At 71.1% G+C, this 16,466-nt stretch carries 11 protein-coding genes; 5 read left to right on the forward strand and 6 right to left on the reverse strand.

All coding sequences use genetic code 11. From position 1 onward, the window contains the following. Positions 1-15: 15 nt before the first annotated feature. Both ABZX90_RS08945 and ABZX90_RS08950 read left to right on the forward strand, forming a co-directional pair. On the forward strand, positions 16-1,161 hold the full coding sequence (locus ABZX90_RS08945) for an acyl-CoA dehydrogenase family protein (protein WP_351128558.1): 1,146 nt from the start codon (positions 16-18) through the stop codon (positions 1,159-1,161). Further along, positions 1,161-2,168 carry an acyl-CoA dehydrogenase family protein gene (locus tag ABZX90_RS08950; RefSeq protein WP_355202787.1) on the forward strand — a complete coding sequence of 336 codons (1,008 nt, stop codon included), beginning with the start codon at positions 1,161-1,163 and terminating at the stop codon, positions 2,166-2,168. Before ABZX90_RS08945 ends, ABZX90_RS08950 begins: the two co-directional genes overlap by 1 nt. Here ABZX90_RS08950 and ABZX90_RS08955 read toward each other — a convergent pair. From ABZX90_RS08955 to ABZX90_RS08965, 3 genes are all read right to left on the reverse strand, one after another. Next, positions 2,143-3,768, reverse strand: coding sequence for a cytochrome bc complex cytochrome b subunit (locus ABZX90_RS08955; protein ID WP_355202790.1), 1,626 nt, complete (start codon positions 3,766-3,768; stop codon positions 2,143-2,145). The genes ABZX90_RS08950 and ABZX90_RS08955 overlap by 26 nt on opposite strands. A 289-nt stretch (positions 3,769-4,057) precedes the next feature. After that, on the reverse strand, positions 4,058-4,612 hold the full coding sequence (locus tag ABZX90_RS08960; protein WP_355202793.1) for a HutD family protein: 555 nt from the start codon (positions 4,610-4,612) through the stop codon (positions 4,058-4,060). Further along, positions 4,609-5,328, reverse strand: coding sequence for a VWA domain-containing protein (locus tag ABZX90_RS08965; protein WP_355202795.1), 720 nt, complete (start codon positions 5,326-5,328; stop codon positions 4,609-4,611). Before ABZX90_RS08965 ends, ABZX90_RS08960 begins: the two co-directional genes overlap by 4 nt. Positions 5,329-5,502: 174 nt before the next feature. Here ABZX90_RS08965 and ABZX90_RS08970 point away from each other — a divergent pair, with 174 nt between their 5' ends. Both ABZX90_RS08970 and ABZX90_RS08975 read left to right on the forward strand, forming a co-directional pair. Continuing rightward, entirely contained in the window at positions 5,503-6,423 is a 921-nt protein-coding gene (locus ABZX90_RS08970; RefSeq protein ID WP_355202798.1) for a rhomboid family intramembrane serine protease, read from the forward strand. 319 nt (positions 6,424-6,742) lie between these two features. Beyond that, a complete protein-coding gene (locus tag ABZX90_RS08975; protein ID WP_351128570.1) occupies positions 6,743-7,642 on the forward strand; it encodes a chitosanase in 900 nt (299 codons plus the stop codon). 151 nt (positions 7,643-7,793) lie between these two features. On the opposite strand, the gene ABZX90_RS08980 is transcribed toward ABZX90_RS08975, so the two are convergent. The 3 genes from ABZX90_RS08980 to ABZX90_RS08990 all read right to left on the reverse strand — a co-directional run bounded on the left by ABZX90_RS08980 (position 7,794) and on the right by ABZX90_RS08990 (position 14,971). Then, positions 7,794-9,254, reverse strand: coding sequence for a glutamate synthase subunit beta (locus ABZX90_RS08980; RefSeq protein ID WP_351128572.1), 1,461 nt, complete (start codon positions 9,252-9,254; stop codon positions 7,794-7,796). Continuing rightward, the gene (gene gltB, locus ABZX90_RS08985; protein ID WP_351128574.1) at positions 9,247-13,842 is read right to left on the reverse strand and encodes a glutamate synthase large subunit; all 4,596 of its coding nucleotides are present in this window, start codon (positions 13,840-13,842) and stop codon (positions 9,247-9,249) included. Before gltB ends, ABZX90_RS08980 begins: the two co-directional genes overlap by 8 nt. Before the next feature lie 397 nt (positions 13,843-14,239). Continuing rightward, complete coding sequence (locus ABZX90_RS08990; protein ID WP_351128576.1) at positions 14,240-14,971, reverse strand: VIT1/CCC1 transporter family protein; 732 nt, start codon at positions 14,969-14,971, stop codon at positions 14,240-14,242. 271 nt (positions 14,972-15,242) lie between these two features. On the opposite strand from ABZX90_RS08990, the gene ABZX90_RS08995 reads away from it, so the two are divergent. Next, positions 15,243-16,379: an ADP-ribosylglycohydrolase family protein gene (locus ABZX90_RS08995; RefSeq protein ID WP_355202803.1), complete on the forward strand. Its 1,137-nt coding sequence runs from the start codon at positions 15,243-15,245 to the stop codon at positions 16,377-16,379. Positions 16,380-16,466 lie beyond the last annotated feature (87 nt).

Here is a 16,466-nt window from a genome sequence, read left to right on the forward strand (position 1 = left end):
TGAGAGGTGCCGTCGATGGATCTCACCCGCTCCCCCGCCGACGAGGCGTTCCGTGCCGAGGCCCGCGCCTGGCTGGACGCCCATGTCCCGGCGGTTCCGCTGCCCTCCCTGGAGACCGCGGAGGGCTTCGCCGCGCACCGCGCGTGGGAGGCCGAACTGGCCGCGGACCGCTGGTCGGTGGTGTCGTGGCCGTCGGCGTACGGCGGCCGGGACGCGGACCTCGTGCGCTGGCTGGCCTTCGAGGAGGAGTACCACGCGGCGGGCGCGCCCGGCCGGGTCGGGCAGAACGGCATCAGCCTCCTCGCGCCGACCCTCTTCGACCACGGCACCCCGGAGCAACGCGCGCGCGTGCTGCCTCCGATGGCCACGGGCGAGGCGGTCTGGGCGCAGGCGTGGTCCGAGCCCGAGGCGGGTTCGGACCTGGCCTCGCTCACGTCGCGCGCGGTGCGCGCGGACGGCGGCTGGCGGCTGAGCGGGCAGAAGACCTGGTCGTCGAGGGCCGCGTTCGCCGACCGCGCCTTCGGCCTGTTCCGCAGCGAGCCCGGGCTGCCGAAGCCCCATCAGGGCCTGACGTATCTGATGTTCGACCTACGCGCGCCGGGCGTGACGGTCCGCCCCATCGGGCGTCTGGACGGCAGGCCGGCCTTCGCGGAGCTGTTCCTGGACGACGTGTTCGTCCCGGACGAGGACGTGATCGGCGAGCCGGGCCAGGGCTGGCGGGTGGCGATGTCCACGGCAGGCAACGAACGCGGACTGACGCTGCGTTCGCCGGGCCGTTTCCTGGCCGCCGCCGACCGGCTGGCCGCGTTGTGGCGCGACCGGGGCGACCCGTCCGACTCGGCTCTGCGCGACCGGGTGGCCGACGCGGTGATCGGCGCCCGCGCCTACCAGCTCTTCACCTACGCCAATGCCTCCCGGTTCCTGGAGGGCGAGAGCATCGGTCCCGAGTCCAGTCTGAACAAGGTGTTCTGGTCGGAGTTCGACATCGCGCTGCACGAGACGGCGCTCGATCTGCTGGGCCCCGAGGGCGAGTTGGCGGACACCGAGTGGTCCGAGGGGTATGTCTTCTCGCTCGCGGGACCGATCTACGCGGGCACCAACGAGATCCAGCGCGACATCATCGCCGAGCGGCTGCTCGGCCTCCCGAAGGGCCGCCGCTGATGCGCTTCCTCCTCGACGCCGAACAGCGCGCCTTCGCCGCCTCCCTGGACGCGATGCTGACGTCCGCGGACACGCCGTCGGCCGTACGGGCGTGGGCCACCGGCGACCACGCGCCCGGCCGGGCCCTGTGGTCGCGGCTCGCCGAGGCGGGGGTCTTCGCGCTGGCCGTCCCGGAGGCCTACGAGGGTGTCGGCCCGCTGCCCGTCGAACTGGCGGTGGCGTTCGTGGAGTTGGGGCGGCACGCGGTCCCGGGTCCGGCGGTGGAGACGGTCGCCGCGGCCGTCCTGCTGAGTGGACTGGGCGAGCCGGGCGCGCGGGGCGGGCCGGTCCCGGCCGAGCGGCTTCTGCCGGGGCTGGCCTCCGGCAAGAGCGTCACCACGTTCGCCCCGGCAGGCGCGTACGCGCTCGACGCGGACACGGCGACGGCGCTGCTCGTCGTGGACGGTGACACTCTGCGGCTCGCGCCCGGCCACGGCCCGGTGCGCGCGTCCGTGGACCGGGCCCGGCGGCTCGCCCTGCCGGAGCCCGGCGGCGAGCTCCTCGCCGCCGGACCGCAGGTCACCCGCGCCGCCCGCGAGGCCCTGACCTGGGCCCGGCTCGCGACCGCCGCCCAGGCCCTCGGGGTCGGCCTGGCGCTCCTCGACCGGACCGTCGCCTACGTCGGGCAGCGCACCCAGTTCGGTGTCCCCGTCGGCTCGTTCCAGGCGGTCAAACACCGGCTCGCGGACGCGACGATCGCCCTGGAGTTCGCGCGCCCGCTGCTGTTCGGGGCGGCCCTGTCGATGACTCCCGTAGACGTGGCCGCCGCGAAGGTCACGGCATGCGAGGCCGCGTACACCACGGCCCGGACGGCGTTGCAGCTGCACGGGGCGATCGGCTACACGGCCGAGTACGACCTGTCCCTCTGGTTCACCAAGGCCCGCGCCCTGCGGACGGCCTGGGGCACCCCGTCCGAGTGCAGGGCCGAGGCACTGGCCGGTCTCAGTGGTGGTGGTCCTCGCCCGTGAGCTCCCGGTACTCGTCGGCCGTCGGCTTCGGGATCCGGGTGCCGGGCCCGTACAGGGCGCGGGCCAGCCGGGCGCGGAGCCTTCGGGCGGGGCCGACCCGGCGGACCACGCCGTTCGCGTCGACCAGGGGTCCCACCTCGTACGGCGGCGCCTGTTCGTGCTGGGTGAGGGTGAACCGCCGGCCCGGGGTGAGCGGTTCGTGGACCTCGACGTACTCGCCGTGCGGCAGGAGTTTGATGACGCCGGACTCGCGTCCGTGCAACACCTGGTCGCGGTCGGCGCGTTGCAGCCCCAGACAGATCCTCTTCGTGACGACGTAGGCGAGGACGGGTCCGGCGAAGACGGCGACGCGGACGAACCAGGTGATCGCGTTGATCGACAGGTGGAAGTGGGTGGCCCACAGGTCGTTGCCGCCGCCGACCAGCAGGACGGCGTACAGCGTCAGCCAGGCGACGCCGAGCGCGGTGCGGGTGGGCACGTTGCGCGGCCGGTCCAGGATGTGGTGCTCGCGCTTGTCGCCGGTGACCCAGGCCTCGATGAACGGGTAGACGGCGATGGCGGCCATGATGAGCGGGAAGAGCGAGAAGGGGATGAAGACGCCCAACTGGAGCGTGTGGCCGAAGGCGTTGATCTCCCATCCCGGCATCACCCGGATGAGTCCTTCGGAGAAGCCGAGGTACCAGTCGGGCTGTGCGCCGGTGGTCACCAGGTCGGGGCGGTAGGGACCGAAGGCCCACACGGGGTTGATCGTGGCGATCGCGCCCATGATCGACAGGACCCCGAAAACCAGGAAGAAGAAGCCGCCGGCCTTGGCCATGTAGACCGGCATGAACGGCATGCCGACCACCGACTTCTCGTCCCGTCCGGGCCCCGGGTACTGCGTGTGCTTGTGGTAGAAGACCAGGATCAGATGGGCGACCACCAGACCCAGCATGATGCCCGGCAGCAGCAGGACATGGATCGGGAAGAACCGCGGGATGATGTCGTGCCCCGGGAACTCCCCGCCGAAGAGGAAGAAGGAGATGTACGTCCCCACGACCGGGATCGACAGGATGGCGCCCTGGGCGAAGCGGACGCCGGTGCCGGAGAGCAGGTCGTCGGGGAGCGAGTAGCCGGTCAGTCCGGTGATGAGGCCGAGCATCAACAGGGTCCATCCGAACAGCCAGTTGACCTCGCGCGGCTTGCGGAACGCGCCGGTGAAGAACACCCGCATCATGTGCACGAGCATCCCGGCGAGGAAGACGAGCGCCGCCCAGTGGTGGATCTGGCGGATCAGCAGTCCGCCGCGCACGTCGAAGCTGATGTCGAGCGTGGACTCGTACGCCCGCGTCATGATGATGCCGTTCAGCGGCCCGTACGAGCCGTGGTAGACGACCTCGACGCCGCTCGGCTCGAAGAACAGGGTGAGATAGACGCCGGTGAGGATCAGGACGAGGAAGCTGTAGAGGCAGACCTCGCCCAGCATGAACGACCAGTGGTCCGGGAAGACCTTGCGCATATTGGCCTTGGCCAGCGTGTAGACGCCCAACCGTCCGTCGGCCCAGTCGGCCAGCCGCTCACCCTTGGCCGTCTCGGCCCGCCGCCGCTCCCGCAGACTCATACGCCGCCCCCTCGGCCCCCAGGGTGGCACGCCCCTCCCAGGAAGCCAACGGTGCGACATTCGCGGGGAGTTGTCTCGCCCCCTCCGCCCCTACCCGTCCCGTACCGGGGGCTGCGCCCCCCAGACCCCCGCTTCGGCCTGACGGCCTCGTCCTCAATCGCCGGACGGGCTGGAACTTTTTTCCAGCGCCGGACGCGAAAAGTTCAGCCCCTCCGGCGTTTGAGGAGCGGGGGCTTGGGGGCAGCGCCCCCGGTACGGGACGGGTAGGGGCGGAGGGGGCGAAAGACGTCTATGGGCCGACGCGGATCACCGCGGTGGGTCCGACCCCCCGGAGTGTGGCGGACTCCGCCGTGAGCAGCGCGGCGTCGTAGCGCCCGAGAGACAGCCCCGCCACCTCCGCCGAGACCCCGAGCGCAACGACCAGCACGGCCGGCCCGCCCGGAACGGCCACCCCGCCCCCGGGGACCACCACGTCGACACCCGGCACCGGCGAACCACCCCGGTTCCACATGACGTTGAGGTTCACGACCGGACCCCCGAGCAGCCGGCAGTCGGTGGGCAGGTCCCCGGGAAAGCGCTGGGGCACGTACCGGGTGTCCACGCGCCGGTGGTCGCCGCCGACGGTCAGGTCCATGCCGGCGCCCTCGACCATGGTGAGGATCCGGTCCACCCCGGTGAACGCCGAGAACGGCCCGTCGGCGCCGACGTCGGCCAGGCTCACCCGCCAGGCGAAGCCGGCCATGTCGGCGCCCTCGGGCCGGACGAGGATCTCCCGGGTGACCCCGCCGCCGTTCTTCCAGGGCACGGCGGTCCGGCCGGCGGCGGGCAGGAGGTGTGCGCTCACGCGACGATCCCGTGGGCACGCGCCGCCGCCAGCCACTGCGGGAACTCGGCCACCAGCCGGTCGTACAGTTCCCCGTCGGTCACCTCCCGCGGATCCGGACCGGCGTGGAAGAAACCGGCGTTGTCGACGACCCGTTTCTGCGGCACGGCCAACTCGTCCAGTTTGCGCAGGAATTCGAACTGTCTGCTGCCCGGGTCGCCGAACCCTATGAACTGCCAGAACAGCGGCAGCCGGGCCGCCTTGCACAAGTACCGTTCGGCGGCGAGCTTGTTGATCGGCCCTCCGTCGGTCTGGAAGACGACGAGGGCCGGGGCCTCGGAGCCGCTGTCGAGGTAGTGGTCGATGACGGCGTCCATGGCGAGGTGGTAGCTGGTCCGGCCCATGTGCCCGAGCCCGGCCGCGATCCGTTCGATCCGCCCCTGGTGGTTGTCGAGCGCGATGTCGGTGACCGCGTCGACGTCCGTGGAGAAGAAGACGACCGGGACGGTGCCGTCGTCGTCGAGGTGGGCGGACAGACCGAGCACACGGTCGGCGAGGGCCTGCACGCTGCCGTCGTCGTAGTACGGCTTCATCGAGCCCGAGTAGTCGACGACCAGGTACACGGCGGCCCGTTGTCCGCTCAGCCCGTGCTTGGTGAGGGAGACCCCAGCGCTCTTGTACGCGCCGACCAGCGCGGGCGCGGTCTCCTCGACCTTGGTGAGGCTGATTCCGGCCATGCGGGGCTCCCGTCGCGCGAGGGTCACGGAACGCCGAGATTACGTCACGGTGTTGGCCCGGCCGCCGCCTGGACCCTGCCGTTCCCCGACGACAGGATTGTTCGCTATTTTGATCATCGCCGTCCCCACCGGCTCACCGTTCCCCCCCTATTTGCGCGTTCCGAGGAGCCGGCCGTGGAGTCCGAGTCCGCCGTCACCACCTGCTACCGCCACCCCAAGGCGGAGTCCCATGTCCGCTGCACCCGGTGCGACCGCTACATATGCCCGAACTGCATGCGCGAGGCGGCCGTCGGCCATCAGTGCGTGGAGTGCGTGAAGGAGGGCGCGCGGTCCATCCGGCAGGCCCGCACGGCCTTCGGCGGCCGGATCTCGACGGTTCCCGCGGTGACGTACGTCCTCATCGGCCTCAACGTGCTGGCCTACCTGGCCGAACTGGTGCGCTCGTCGGTCGTGGACCGGTTCGAGATGCTCGGCGCGGGCCTGGTGGGCACGGACGGGGAGCACTACCTCTGGCAGGCCTCGTACGCCCCGGACTACCACCCGGAGGGCCTCGTCGACGGTGAGTGGTACCGGCTGCTGACCGGCGCGTTCCTGCACATGCCGCCCACCGAGGGCACGTTCGGGATCGCCCACATCGTGATGAACATGTTCGCCCTGTGGAACATCGGCCGGATCGTCGAGTCCCAGCTCGGCCGGGTCCGCTACCTGGCCCTGTATCTGCTGTCGGCGCTCGGCGGCTCGGTCCTCGTGCTGCTCATCGCACCGGACCAGGCCACGGTCGGCGCCTCGGGAGCGATCTTCGGCCTCGGCGCCGCGTACTACGTCATGGCGCGCCGGCTCGGCTCGGACATGGGGAGTGTCAACCGGTTCATGGGGGGCCTGCTGATCTGGCTGCTGATCTCGGCGGGGGTCACGTCCTGGCAGGGCCACCTGGGCGGCCTGCTGGCGGGCGGCGTCGTGACGGCGGCCCTCGCCTACGCTCCCCGGGACCGCCGGCGGGCACCGATCCAGGCGGCCGTGTGCGTGGGTCTGCTCACACTGCTGGTGATCCTCGCGGTGCTGAAGGTGTCGGCGCTGAGAGACGGCGCCGTGTAGCCCGGCACCGGACGGCCGCCCTCGCCCGCCGCGGCCCGGACCGCGGGGCAAGGGCCGCAGAGCGGAGGCGGACGGCGGAGGCCGCGGCCCCAGAGGCCCGAGAGCGGGGCGCACACGGGTGCGGCAGCCTCCACGGGCCGCCGCCGCCCGCCGCCGCCCGGGCCACGCTCGGTGGCCCCGCCCCGGGCTCCGAGCCTGCCGCGCTTCGGGGGCGCACGCGTGGCGCACCCGGGGGCGTGCATGGGCCGTACCAGGACGGTTCACGGGTGGCCTACCCGGGCCGCGCACCTGTACGCCATCCCTGCGTACCCTGTGCGTCATGAAACGAGCGGGTTGCCTGTTGTTCGCCGTCGCCCCCGTGCTGGTCACGGCGGCGGTCTACTTCGCCACGCCCGAGCACGCTGCCACGGCCGACGCCAAGCACCCGGCGTCCGCGTCGCAGCAGGCCCGCCAGAAGGACAAGGCCAAGGCCGAGCGGGCGGCCGACGACGAGGTCGTCGCCGACCTGCCGCCGGGCCTCGACGCTCCGGCGAAGAAGGAGCTGGCCCAGCAGATCGTGGCGAGTGCCGAGAACTCCACCCTGAAGTGGCACGAGGCGTACCGCTACATCGAGGACATCGGTGACGGCCAGGGCTACACGGCGGGCATCGTCGGCTTCTGCACCGGTACCCACGACCTGCTCACCCTCGTCGAGCGCTACACCAAGGCGCACCCGGACAACGGGCTCGCCCGCTATCTCCCGGCCCTGCGCAAGGTCGACGGCACGGACTCCCACGAGGGTCTGGACCCGGGCTTTCCCGCGGCCTGGCGCCACGAGGCCACGGTCGCCGCCTTCCGTGAGGCACAGGACTCCGAACGCGACCGGGTCTACTTCGACCCCGCCGTCCGGCTCGCCAAGCTCGACGGCCTCGGCACGCTCGGCCAGTTCATCTACTACGACGCGATGGTGCTGCACGGTCCCGGCACCAGCGACAACAGCTTCTACGGCCTGCGCGAGCGCGCCATGCGCGAGGCGAACCTCCCGTCCGAGGGCGGCGACGAGAAGTCGTACCTCGACATCTTCCTGGACATCCGCCGCGAGGCCATGAAGTCCAAGAACCCCCGGCGCGACACCACCCGCATCGACACGGCCCAGCGCCAGTTCCTCTACGACGGGAACCTCGGCCTGGACACACCGCTGCAGTGGAAGGTGTACGGCGAGACGTACCGCGTGCCCTAGCGCCTGGCCGGCGGATCATGCCGGAGACGCGGGCATGCGGCGGCGCCTGCCAGGTCGTCCGGTCGGGGACAGTGAGGCAGGCGCCGTCTCGTGTTCCGCACGCCTTTGTGCGGGACGTTCTTGAGTGACCGTCAGGTCACAGGTTCTCGGGTCAGACCATCAGCGAGCGGTCCGTCGGACGGATCGGGGCCGGCAGATCGCTCGCGCCGGTGAGGAAGCGGTCGACCCCGCGGGCGGCCGAGCGGCCCTCCGCGATGGCCCAGACGATGAGGGACTGGCCGCGGCCCGCGTCACCGGCGACGTAGACGCCGGGAACGTTGGTCGCGAAGTCGGCGTCGCGGGCGATGTTGCCGCGCGCGTCGAGCTCGAGGCCGAACTGGGCGACCACGCCGTTCTCGACGTCGGTACCGGTGAAGCCCATGGCCAGGGTCACCAGCTGGGCGGGGATCTTGCGCTCCGTGCCCGGCTTCTGGGTCAGCTTGCCGTCGACGAACTCGACCTCGACGAGGTGCAGCCACTGGACGTTGCCGTCCTCGTCGCCCTCGAAGTGGGTGGTGTTGACGGAGTAGACCCGCTCACCGCCCTCCTCGTGCGCGGAGGTGACCTTGTAGAGCATCGGGAACGTCGGCCAGGGCTGGCCCGGGTTCCGCTCCTCGCCCGGCCGCGGCATGATCTCCAGCTGCGTGACCGAGGCCGCGCCCTGGCGGTGGGCGGTGCCCACGCAGTCCGCGCCCGTGTCGCCGCCGCCGATGACCACGACGTGCTTGCCCTCGGCCGTGATCGGGGGCGCCACGTAGTCGCCCTCCTGCACCTTGTTGGCCAGCGGCAGGTACTCCATGGCCTGGTGGATGCCGTTCAGCTCCCGCCCGGGGACGGGGAGGTCACGGGCGGTCGTCGCGCCGGCGGCGATGACCACGGCGTCGTACCGCTTGCGCAGGTCCGTCGCCTTGAGGTCGCGGCCGATCTCGATGCCCGTACGGAAGCGGGTGCCCTCCGCGCGCATCTGCTCGATGCGGCGGTTGATGTGCCGCTTCTCCATCTTGAACTCGGGGATGCCGTAGCGCAGCAGGCCGCCGATGCGGTCGGCCCGCTCGTACACCGCGACCGTGTGACCGGCGCGCGTGAGCTGCTGGGCGGCGGCGAGACCGGCGGGACCGGAGCCGATGACGGCGACGGTCTTGCCCGACAGGCGCTCGGGGATCTGCGCGGCGACGTCGCCCGTGTCCCACGCCTTGTCGATGATCGAGACCTCGACGTTCTTGATGGTCACGGCGGGCTGGTTGATGCCGAGCACACACGCCGACTCGCACGGGGCGGGGCACAGCCGGCCCGTGAACTCCGGGAAGTTGTTCGTGGCGTGCAGCCGCTCGGAGGCGGCCTGCCAGTCCTCGCGGTACGCGTAGTCGTTCCACTCGGGGATGAGGTTCCCCAGCGGACAGCCGTTGTGGCAGAACGGGATGCCACAGTCCATGCAGCGCGAGGCCTGCTTGGAGATGATCGGGAGCAGCGAGCCGGGAACGTAGACCTCGTTCCAGTCCTTGAGGCGCTCCTCGACCGGCCGGGACCTGGCGACCTCACGGCCGTGGTTCAGAAAGCCCTTGGGATCAGCCATTGGTCGCCGCCTCCATCATCTTCTCGGTGATCTCGGACTCGTTGAGTCCGGCTCGCTCGGCGGCGTCCTTGGCGGCGAGCACTGCCTTGTACGTGCTGGGGATGATCTTGCTGAAGCGGTCCACGGACGCGGGCCACTCGGCGAGCAGCTTTTCGGCGACCGTCGAGGCGGTCTCCTCCGCGTGGCGGCGCACGACGTCGTGCAGCCACTGCTTGTCCGTGTCGTCGAGCTCCTCGACGGCGTTCACGTTGCCGACGTTCACGTTGTCGCGGTCGAGGTCGATGACGTACGCGACACCGCCGGACATGCCGGCCGCGAAGTTGCGGCCCGTCTCGCCGAGGACGACCGCGCGACCGCCGGTCATGTACTCGCAGCCGTGGTCGCCCACGCCCTCGGAGACCACCGTCGCGCCGGAGTTGCGGACGCAGAAGCGCTCGCCGGTGCGGCCGCGCAGGAAGAGCTCGCCGCCCGTCGCGCCGTAGGCGATGGTGTTGCCCGCGATGGTCGAGTACTCGGCGAGGTGGTCGGCGCCCCGGTCGGGACGGACGATCACCCGGCCGCCGGAGAGGCCCTTGCCGACGTAGTCGTTGGCGTCGCCCTCCAGGCGCAGCGTGACACCGCGCGGAAGGAAGGCGCCGAAGGACTGGCCCGCCGAGCCCGTGAAGGTGATGTCGATCGTGTCGTCGGGCAGGCCCGCGCCGCCGAACTTCTTCGTCACCTCGTGGCCGAGCATGGTGCCGACCGTGCGGTTGATGTTGCGGATCGCGACCTGGGCGCGGACCGGCTGGGCGTCGGTCGCGGAGTCCGCGGCGAGCGCGTCGGCGGCCAGCTTGATCAGCTCGTTGTCGAGCGCCTTCTCCAGGCCGTGGTCCTGCTCGATGACCTGGTGCAGCGCCGCGCCCTCGGGCAGTTCGGGCACGTAGAAGAGCGGGGACAGGTCCAGGCCCTGTGCCTTCCAGTGGGTGATGGCGCGCTCCACGTCGAGGTTCTCGGCGTGGCCGACGGCCTCTTCGATGGTGCGGAAGCCGAGCTCGGCGAGGATCTCGCGGACCTCTTCGGCGATGAACTTGAAGAAGTTGACGATGTACTCGGCCTTGCCGGCGAAGCGCTCGCGCAGCACCGGGTTCTGGGTGGCGATGCCGACCGGGCAGGTGTCCAGGTGGCAGACGCGCATCATGACGCAGCCGGAGACGACGAGCGGCGCAGTCGCGAAACCGAACTCCTCGGCGCCGAGCAGCGCGGCGATGACGACGTCGCGGCCCGTCTTGAGCTGGCCGTCGGTCTGCACGACGATGCGGTCGCGCAGGCCGTTGAGCAGCAGGGTCTGCTGGGTCTCGGCGAGGCCGAGCTCCCAGGGGCCGCCCGCGTGCTTGAGGGAGGTCAGCGGGGAGGCGCCCGTTCCGCCGTCGTGGCCGGAGATGAGGACGACGTCCGCGTGGGCCTTGGAGACACCCGCGGCGACCGTGCCGACGCCGACCTCGGAGACCAGCTTCACGTGGATGCGGGCCTTCGGGTTGGCGTTCTTGAGGTCGTGGATCAGCTGAGCCAGGTCCTCGATGGAGTAGATGTCGTGGTGCGGCGGCGGGGAGATGAGACCGACACCCGGGGTCGAGTGACGGGTCTTGGCGACCCACGGGTAGACCTTGTGGCCGGGGAGCTGGCCGCCCTCGCCGGGCTTGGCACCCTGGGCCATCTTGATCTGGATGTCGTCGGCGTTGACGAGGTACTCGCTCGTCACACCGAAGCGGCCGGAGGCGACCTGCTTGATCGACGAGCGGCGGGCCGGGTCGTACAGCCGGTCCGCGTCCTCGCCGCCCTCACCGGTGTTGGACTTGCCGCCCAACTGGTTCATGGCGATGGCGAGGGTCTCGTGCGCCTCTTTGGAGATGGAGCCGTACGACATGGCGCCGGTGGAGAAGCGCTTGACGATCTCGGAGACGGGCTCGACCTCGTCGAGGGAGATCGAGGGGCGGTCCGAGGTGAAGCCGAACAGGCCGCGCAGCGTCATCAGGCGCTCGGACTGCTCGTTCACGCGGTCCGTGTACTTCTTGAAGATCTCGTAGCTGCCGGAGCGCGTCGAGTGCTGGAGGCGGAAGACCGTCTCCGGGTCGAACAGGTGGGGCTCGCCCTCGCGGCGCCACTGGTACTCGCCGCCTATGTCCAGGGCGCGGTGCGCGGGCGCGATGCCGGAGGCCGGGTAGGCCTTGGCGTGGCGCGCGGCGACTTCCTTGGCGATGACGTCGAGACCGGCGCCGCCGATCTTGGTGGCGGTGCCGTTGAAGTACTTCTCGACGAAGGCCGTTTCCAGGCCGACGGCCTCGAAGACCTGGGCGCCGCGGTAGGAGGCGACGGTCGAGATGCCCATCTTGGACATGACCTTCAGGACGCCCTTGCCGAGCGCGTAGATCAGGTTGCGGATGGCCTGCTCGGACTCGATGCCCTGGAGGAAGGTGCCGGCGCGGACGAGGTCCTCGACGGACTCCATGGCCAGGTAGGGGTTGACCGCGGCGGCGCCGAAGCCGATGAGCAGGGCGACGTGGTGGACCTCGCGGACGTCTCCGGCCTCGACCAGCAGGCCCACCTGGGTGCGCTGCTTGGTGCGGATGAGGTGGTGGTGGACGGCCGCGGTGAGCAGCAGCGAGGGGATCGGCGCGTGCTCGGCGTCGGAGTGGCGGTCCGACAGGACGATCAGCCGGGCGCCGTTCTCGATGGCGGCGTCGGCCTCGGTGCAGATCTCCTCGATGCGGGCAGCGAGGGAGTCGCCGCCGCCGGAGACCCGGTACAGGCCGGACAGTGTCGCGGCCTTCATGCCGGGCATGTCGCCGTCGGCGTTGATGTGGATGAGCTTGGCCAGCTCGTCGTTGTCGATCACCGGGAAGGGCAGGGTGACGCTGCGACAGGAGGCGGCCGTCGGGTCCAGCAGGTTGCTCGCCGGACCGAGGGAGGAGCGCAGGGAGGTGACCAGTTCCTCGCGGATCGCGTCCAGCGGCGGGTTGGTGACCTGTGCGAACAGCTGGGTGAAGTAGTCGAACAGCAGACGCGGGCGCTGCGAGAGCGCCGCGATCGGCGAGTCCGTGCCCATGGAGCCGATCGGCTCGGCGGCGGCCTTGGCCATCGGCGCGAGGATGATCCGCAGCTCCTCCTCCGTGTAGCCGAAGGTCTGCTGGCGGCGGGTGACCGAGGCGTGGGTGTGCACGATGTGCTCGCGCTCGGGGAGGTCGGAGAGCTCGATCTCGCCGGCCTCCAGCCACTCCGCGTAGGGCTTCTCGGCGGCGAGGCCGGCCTTGATCTCGTCGTCCTCGATGATGCGGTGCTCGACGGTGTCGACGAGGAACATCTTGCCGGGCTGGAGGCGGCCCTTGCGGACGACCTTGGCGGGGTCGATGTCGAGGACGCCGACCTCGGAGCCGAGGACGACGAGGCCCTCGTCGGTGACCCAGTAGCGGCCGGGGCGCAGACCGTTGCGGTCGAGGACCGCGCCGACCTGGCTGCCGTCGGTGAAGGTGACGCAGGCCGGGCCGTCCCAGGGCTCCATCATCGTGGAGTGGAACTGGTAGAAGGCGCGCCGGGCCGGGTCCATGGAGTCGTGGTTCTCCCACGCCTCCGGGATCATCATCAGCACGGAGTGCGGGAGCGAGCGGCCGCCGAGGTGCAGGAGTTCGAGCACCTCGTCGAAGGAGGCGGAGTCGGAGGCGTCCGGCGTGCAGACGGGGAAGATCCGCTCCAGGCCCTTGTCACCGAACAGGTCGGAGACGAGCTGGGACTCGCGGGCGACCATCCAGTTGCGGTTGCCCTTGACCGTGTTGATCTCGCCGTTGTGCGCGACGAAGCGGTACGGGTGGGCGAGCGGCCAGCTCGGGAAGGTGTTGGTGGAGAACCGGGAGTGCACGAGCGCGATCGCGGAGGCGAAGCGGCGGTCGGACAGGTCCGGGAAGAAGGGCTCCAGCTGGCCGGTGGTCAGCATGCCCTTGTAGACGATGGTCCGCGCGGACAGCGAGGGGAAGTAGACGCCGGCTTCGCGCTCGGCGCGCTTGCGCAGCACGAACGCCGTGCGGTCGAGGTCGATGCCCTCGCTGCCGGAGGCGTCGCTCACGAAGATCTGGTGGAAGGCCGGCATCGTCGAGCGGGCGGTGGCGCCGAGGAGTTCGGGGGCGACCGGGACCTCGCGCCAGCCGAGGACGGTGAGGCCCTCTTCGGCGGCGATCGTCTCGATACGTGAGACGGTGTCGGCGGTGCCGTCCTCAGGGAGGAAGGCGATGCCCACCGCGTACGCGCCGGCTGCGGGAAGTTCGAATCCGGCCACCTCGCGGAAGAAGGCGTCCGGGACCTGGGAGAGGATGCCCGCGCCGTCGCCCGAGTCGGGCTCGGAGCCGGTGGCACCGCGGTGTTCCAGGTTGCGCAGAACGGTGAGCGCCTGCTCGACCAGCGCGTGGCTCGCCTCGCCGGTGAGGGTGGCCACGAAGCCGACGCCACAGGCGTCGTGCTCGTTGCGGGGGTCGTACATACCCTGCGCAGCAGGGCGAGCATCCATGAAGGACCACTTCTGGTCGTTCGTGGAGTGCTGGGACGGCTGGCGCGGCGTACGCATCGGCTCTCCCGTCGTCGTCGGGGCGGGGGGTCCCTCCCAGGCCTTGAGGCTCAGGGGGGAGACATCTGCCGAGGGACGACGTTGGCCCTCTGTTGGTGCAAAATTTCGTGCAGGTTACATGATGGAGCGATTCTCGGGAACCGGATACTCCGTTCCAACATGCGGACACCACGGGGTCGCGGCGGGGGTACCGCGCTCGGCGGTGGAAGGTATGGGGACCTAAGCGGACAGATCAATGTCCGTCGGCCCGGTTCGCTGCAGAGATCGTGATCTGCCGCGAGAAATACGGAGCAGGCGTCATTGCCTGCGGCGCTTACGGCTCATGCCCAGTGGTTAAGGAATCGAAACCGCCGGGTAACGACTACTTATGCAGTCCCTTGCATAGGTGATCGAGGCCTCATCCTACGGCCGCACCGAACAGACTGCCCAGGGCGTACGTCACACCCGCCGCGGCGCCGCCGAGAGCGAGCTGCCGCAGCCCGCTGAACCACCAGGACCGCGCGGTCACCTTGGCCACGACGGCACCGCACGCGAAGAGCCCGAGCATCGCGAGCAGCAGCGCCGGCCACAGCACGGTCGCGCCCAGCAGATACGGCAGTACGGGGAGCAGGGCGCCGAGCGCGAACGAGCCGAAGCTGGACACGGCGGCGACGGCCGGGGAGGGCAGGTCGCCGGGGTCTATGCCGAGCTCCTCGCGCGCGTGGATCTCCAGGGCCTGCTCGGGATCGCGGGAGAGCTGCCGGGCGACCTCCTGGGCCAGCTCGGGCTCGACCCCGCGGGCCTCGTACAGCGCGGCCAGCTCGCGCTCCTCGTCCTTGGGGTGCTTGCGCAGCTCCCGCCGCTCGACGTCGAGTTCCGCCTCGACGAGCTCGCGCTGCGAGGCGACGGAGGTGTACTCGCCGGCGGCCATCGAGAAGGCACCGGCGGCCAGGCCCGCGAGCCCGGTGATGACGATCGTCTGTTGGGAGACGGAGCCGCCGGCCACACCGGTCATCAGGGCGAGGTTGGAGACCAGGCCGTCCATCGCGCCGAACACGGCCGGGCGCAGCCATCCGCCGTTGACATCACGGTGGGTGTGGTTGTCGCGGTGCGCCGCGTGCAGCGTCGCCTCGGTCTCGATGATCGCCATACCGGTCCCCCAGGGTGCTGATTGGACTGTTTCCACTTTTTGACAACTAAGAAAGTACGCCTCAAATTTCCTGACCGCCAGCAAGGAAAGGCTGCGCTAACCTGCGCTTTTACCTCTCGATGCTCATCCGTGGCATGTCATGCACATATGTCGACCGGGTGACAGTGGAGCCCGCGAGGCTCCTGTCAACCGCCAAGGTGGGACAGATCCGCAGAGGGTTCCGCGCGCCGCATTCCGCGCACCGGCAGGAACCCTGAGAGGAGAGGCACGTATGGCTTCCATCGCCTGCATTCCCTCGGCCCCGGCACCCGGGAACGCCGCCGGTCTACGCGACCGGGCGCGCGGCGCACTGCTCGGACTCGCCGTCGGGGACGCGCTGGGCGCGCCCGCCGAGAACATGAAGCCGTCCGAGATCCGCGCCAAGTGGGGCCGGATCACCGGGTACGTCGCCGAGCATCCGGCCGGGACGGACGACACCGAGTACGCGATCTTCTCGGGGCTGCTGCTGGCCCGGCACGGCTCGGCGCTGACCGTGGCGCACGTCGAGTCGGCCTGGCACCAGTGGATCGCGGACCGCGACGAGGGGCCGTTCCGCGGCGCCGGTTTCAGCGAGCGCGGCACGCTGGAGAACCTGCGCCGGGGTCTCGCGGCGCCCATCTCCGCCCAGCACCGGCACGCGTGGAGCGACGGTCTCGCCATGCGCGCGGCCCCCTTCGGCGTGTTCGCGGCCGGCCGGCCCGCCGAGGCGGCCCGGCTCGTGGCGATCGACGGCTCGGTGAGCCACGACGGCGAGGGCATCTACGGCGGTCAGGCGGTCGCGGCGGGGGTCGCCGCCGCGATGGCGGGCGCTCCCACCATCGCCGTCGTCGCCTCCGCCCTGGCCGTCATCCCGGACGACTCCTGGACGGCCCGTTCCCTGCGCCGCGCGGTCGCGGTGGCCCATCGCGGCGAACGGGCGGTGCGCTCCGCGGTGGTGATCGGCGGCTACCCCTGGACCGACCTGGCGCCCGAGGCCGTGGCCCTCGCCTTCGGCGCGTACGCGGCGGCGGACGGGGCTTTCGCCGAATCGGTCCTCACCGCGGTGAACATGGGCCGCGACGCCGATACGACGGCCGCGGTGGCCGGAGCGCTGGCGGGCGCGACCCGGGGCGCGTCCGCGATCCCGGCCGCCTGGGCGGCGGCCATCGGACCGGCCCGCGGCAGCTGCCTCCCCTCGATGGAAGGCCACCACATCCTGGACGTGGCGGAACTCCTGACGCCGGAGGACGACGAGAAGTGGGGTGCCGGCGGCCGCGTACCCCCCGCCCCGGACATCTACGCCGTCGCCGCCTCGGACGCCTACGTCCTCTCGGACGCGGACGCGGATGCCTGCGACCCGGCCGCCGGTGACGCCGAGGTGCCCTCATGAGCCCCGGCCTGGCCGGAGACGAGTCCGGCCCGACCACCGGCGAGGGCGCCGCGTCGGCGACACCCCCCGAACCGCCCGCACTCGGCA

Origin of the sequence: Streptomyces sp. NPDC002935 (assembly GCF_040611295.1) — a bacterium.
Taxonomy (GTDB): Bacteria; Actinomycetota; Actinomycetes; order Streptomycetales; family Streptomycetaceae; genus Streptomyces.

Bases quoted from the DNA above. Each gene is read 5' to 3' on its own strand.
- ABZX90_RS08955 (WP_355202790.1), bottom strand. From the start codon at position 3,768: ATGAGTCTGCGGGAGCGGCGGCGGGCCGAGACGGCCAAGGGTGAGCGG.
- ABZX90_RS08950 (WP_355202787.1), top strand. From the start codon at position 1,161: ATGCGCTTCCTCCTCGACGCCGAACAGCGCGCCTTCGCCGCCTCCCTG.
- ABZX90_RS08965 (WP_355202795.1), bottom strand. From the start codon at position 5,328: ATGGCCGGAATCAGCCTCACCAAGGTCGAGGAGACCGCGCCCGCGCTG.
- ABZX90_RS08945 (WP_351128558.1), top strand. From the start codon at position 16: ATGGATCTCACCCGCTCCCCCGCCGACGAGGCGTTCCGTGCCGAGGCC.
- ABZX90_RS08980 (WP_351128572.1), bottom strand. From the start codon at position 9,254: ATGGCTGATCCCAAGGGCTTTCTGAACCACGGCCGTGAGGTCGCCAGG.
- ABZX90_RS08990 (WP_351128576.1), bottom strand. From the start codon at position 14,971: ATGGCGATCATCGAGACCGAGGCGACGCTGCACGCGGCGCACCGCGAC.
- gltB (WP_351128574.1), bottom strand. From the start codon at position 13,842: ATGCGTACGCCGCGCCAGCCGTCCCAGCACTCCACGAACGACCAGAAG.
- ABZX90_RS08995 (WP_355202803.1), top strand. From the start codon at position 15,243: ATGGCTTCCATCGCCTGCATTCCCTCGGCCCCGGCACCCGGGAACGCC.
- ABZX90_RS08975 (WP_351128570.1), top strand. From the start codon at position 6,743: ATGAAACGAGCGGGTTGCCTGTTGTTCGCCGTCGCCCCCGTGCTGGTC.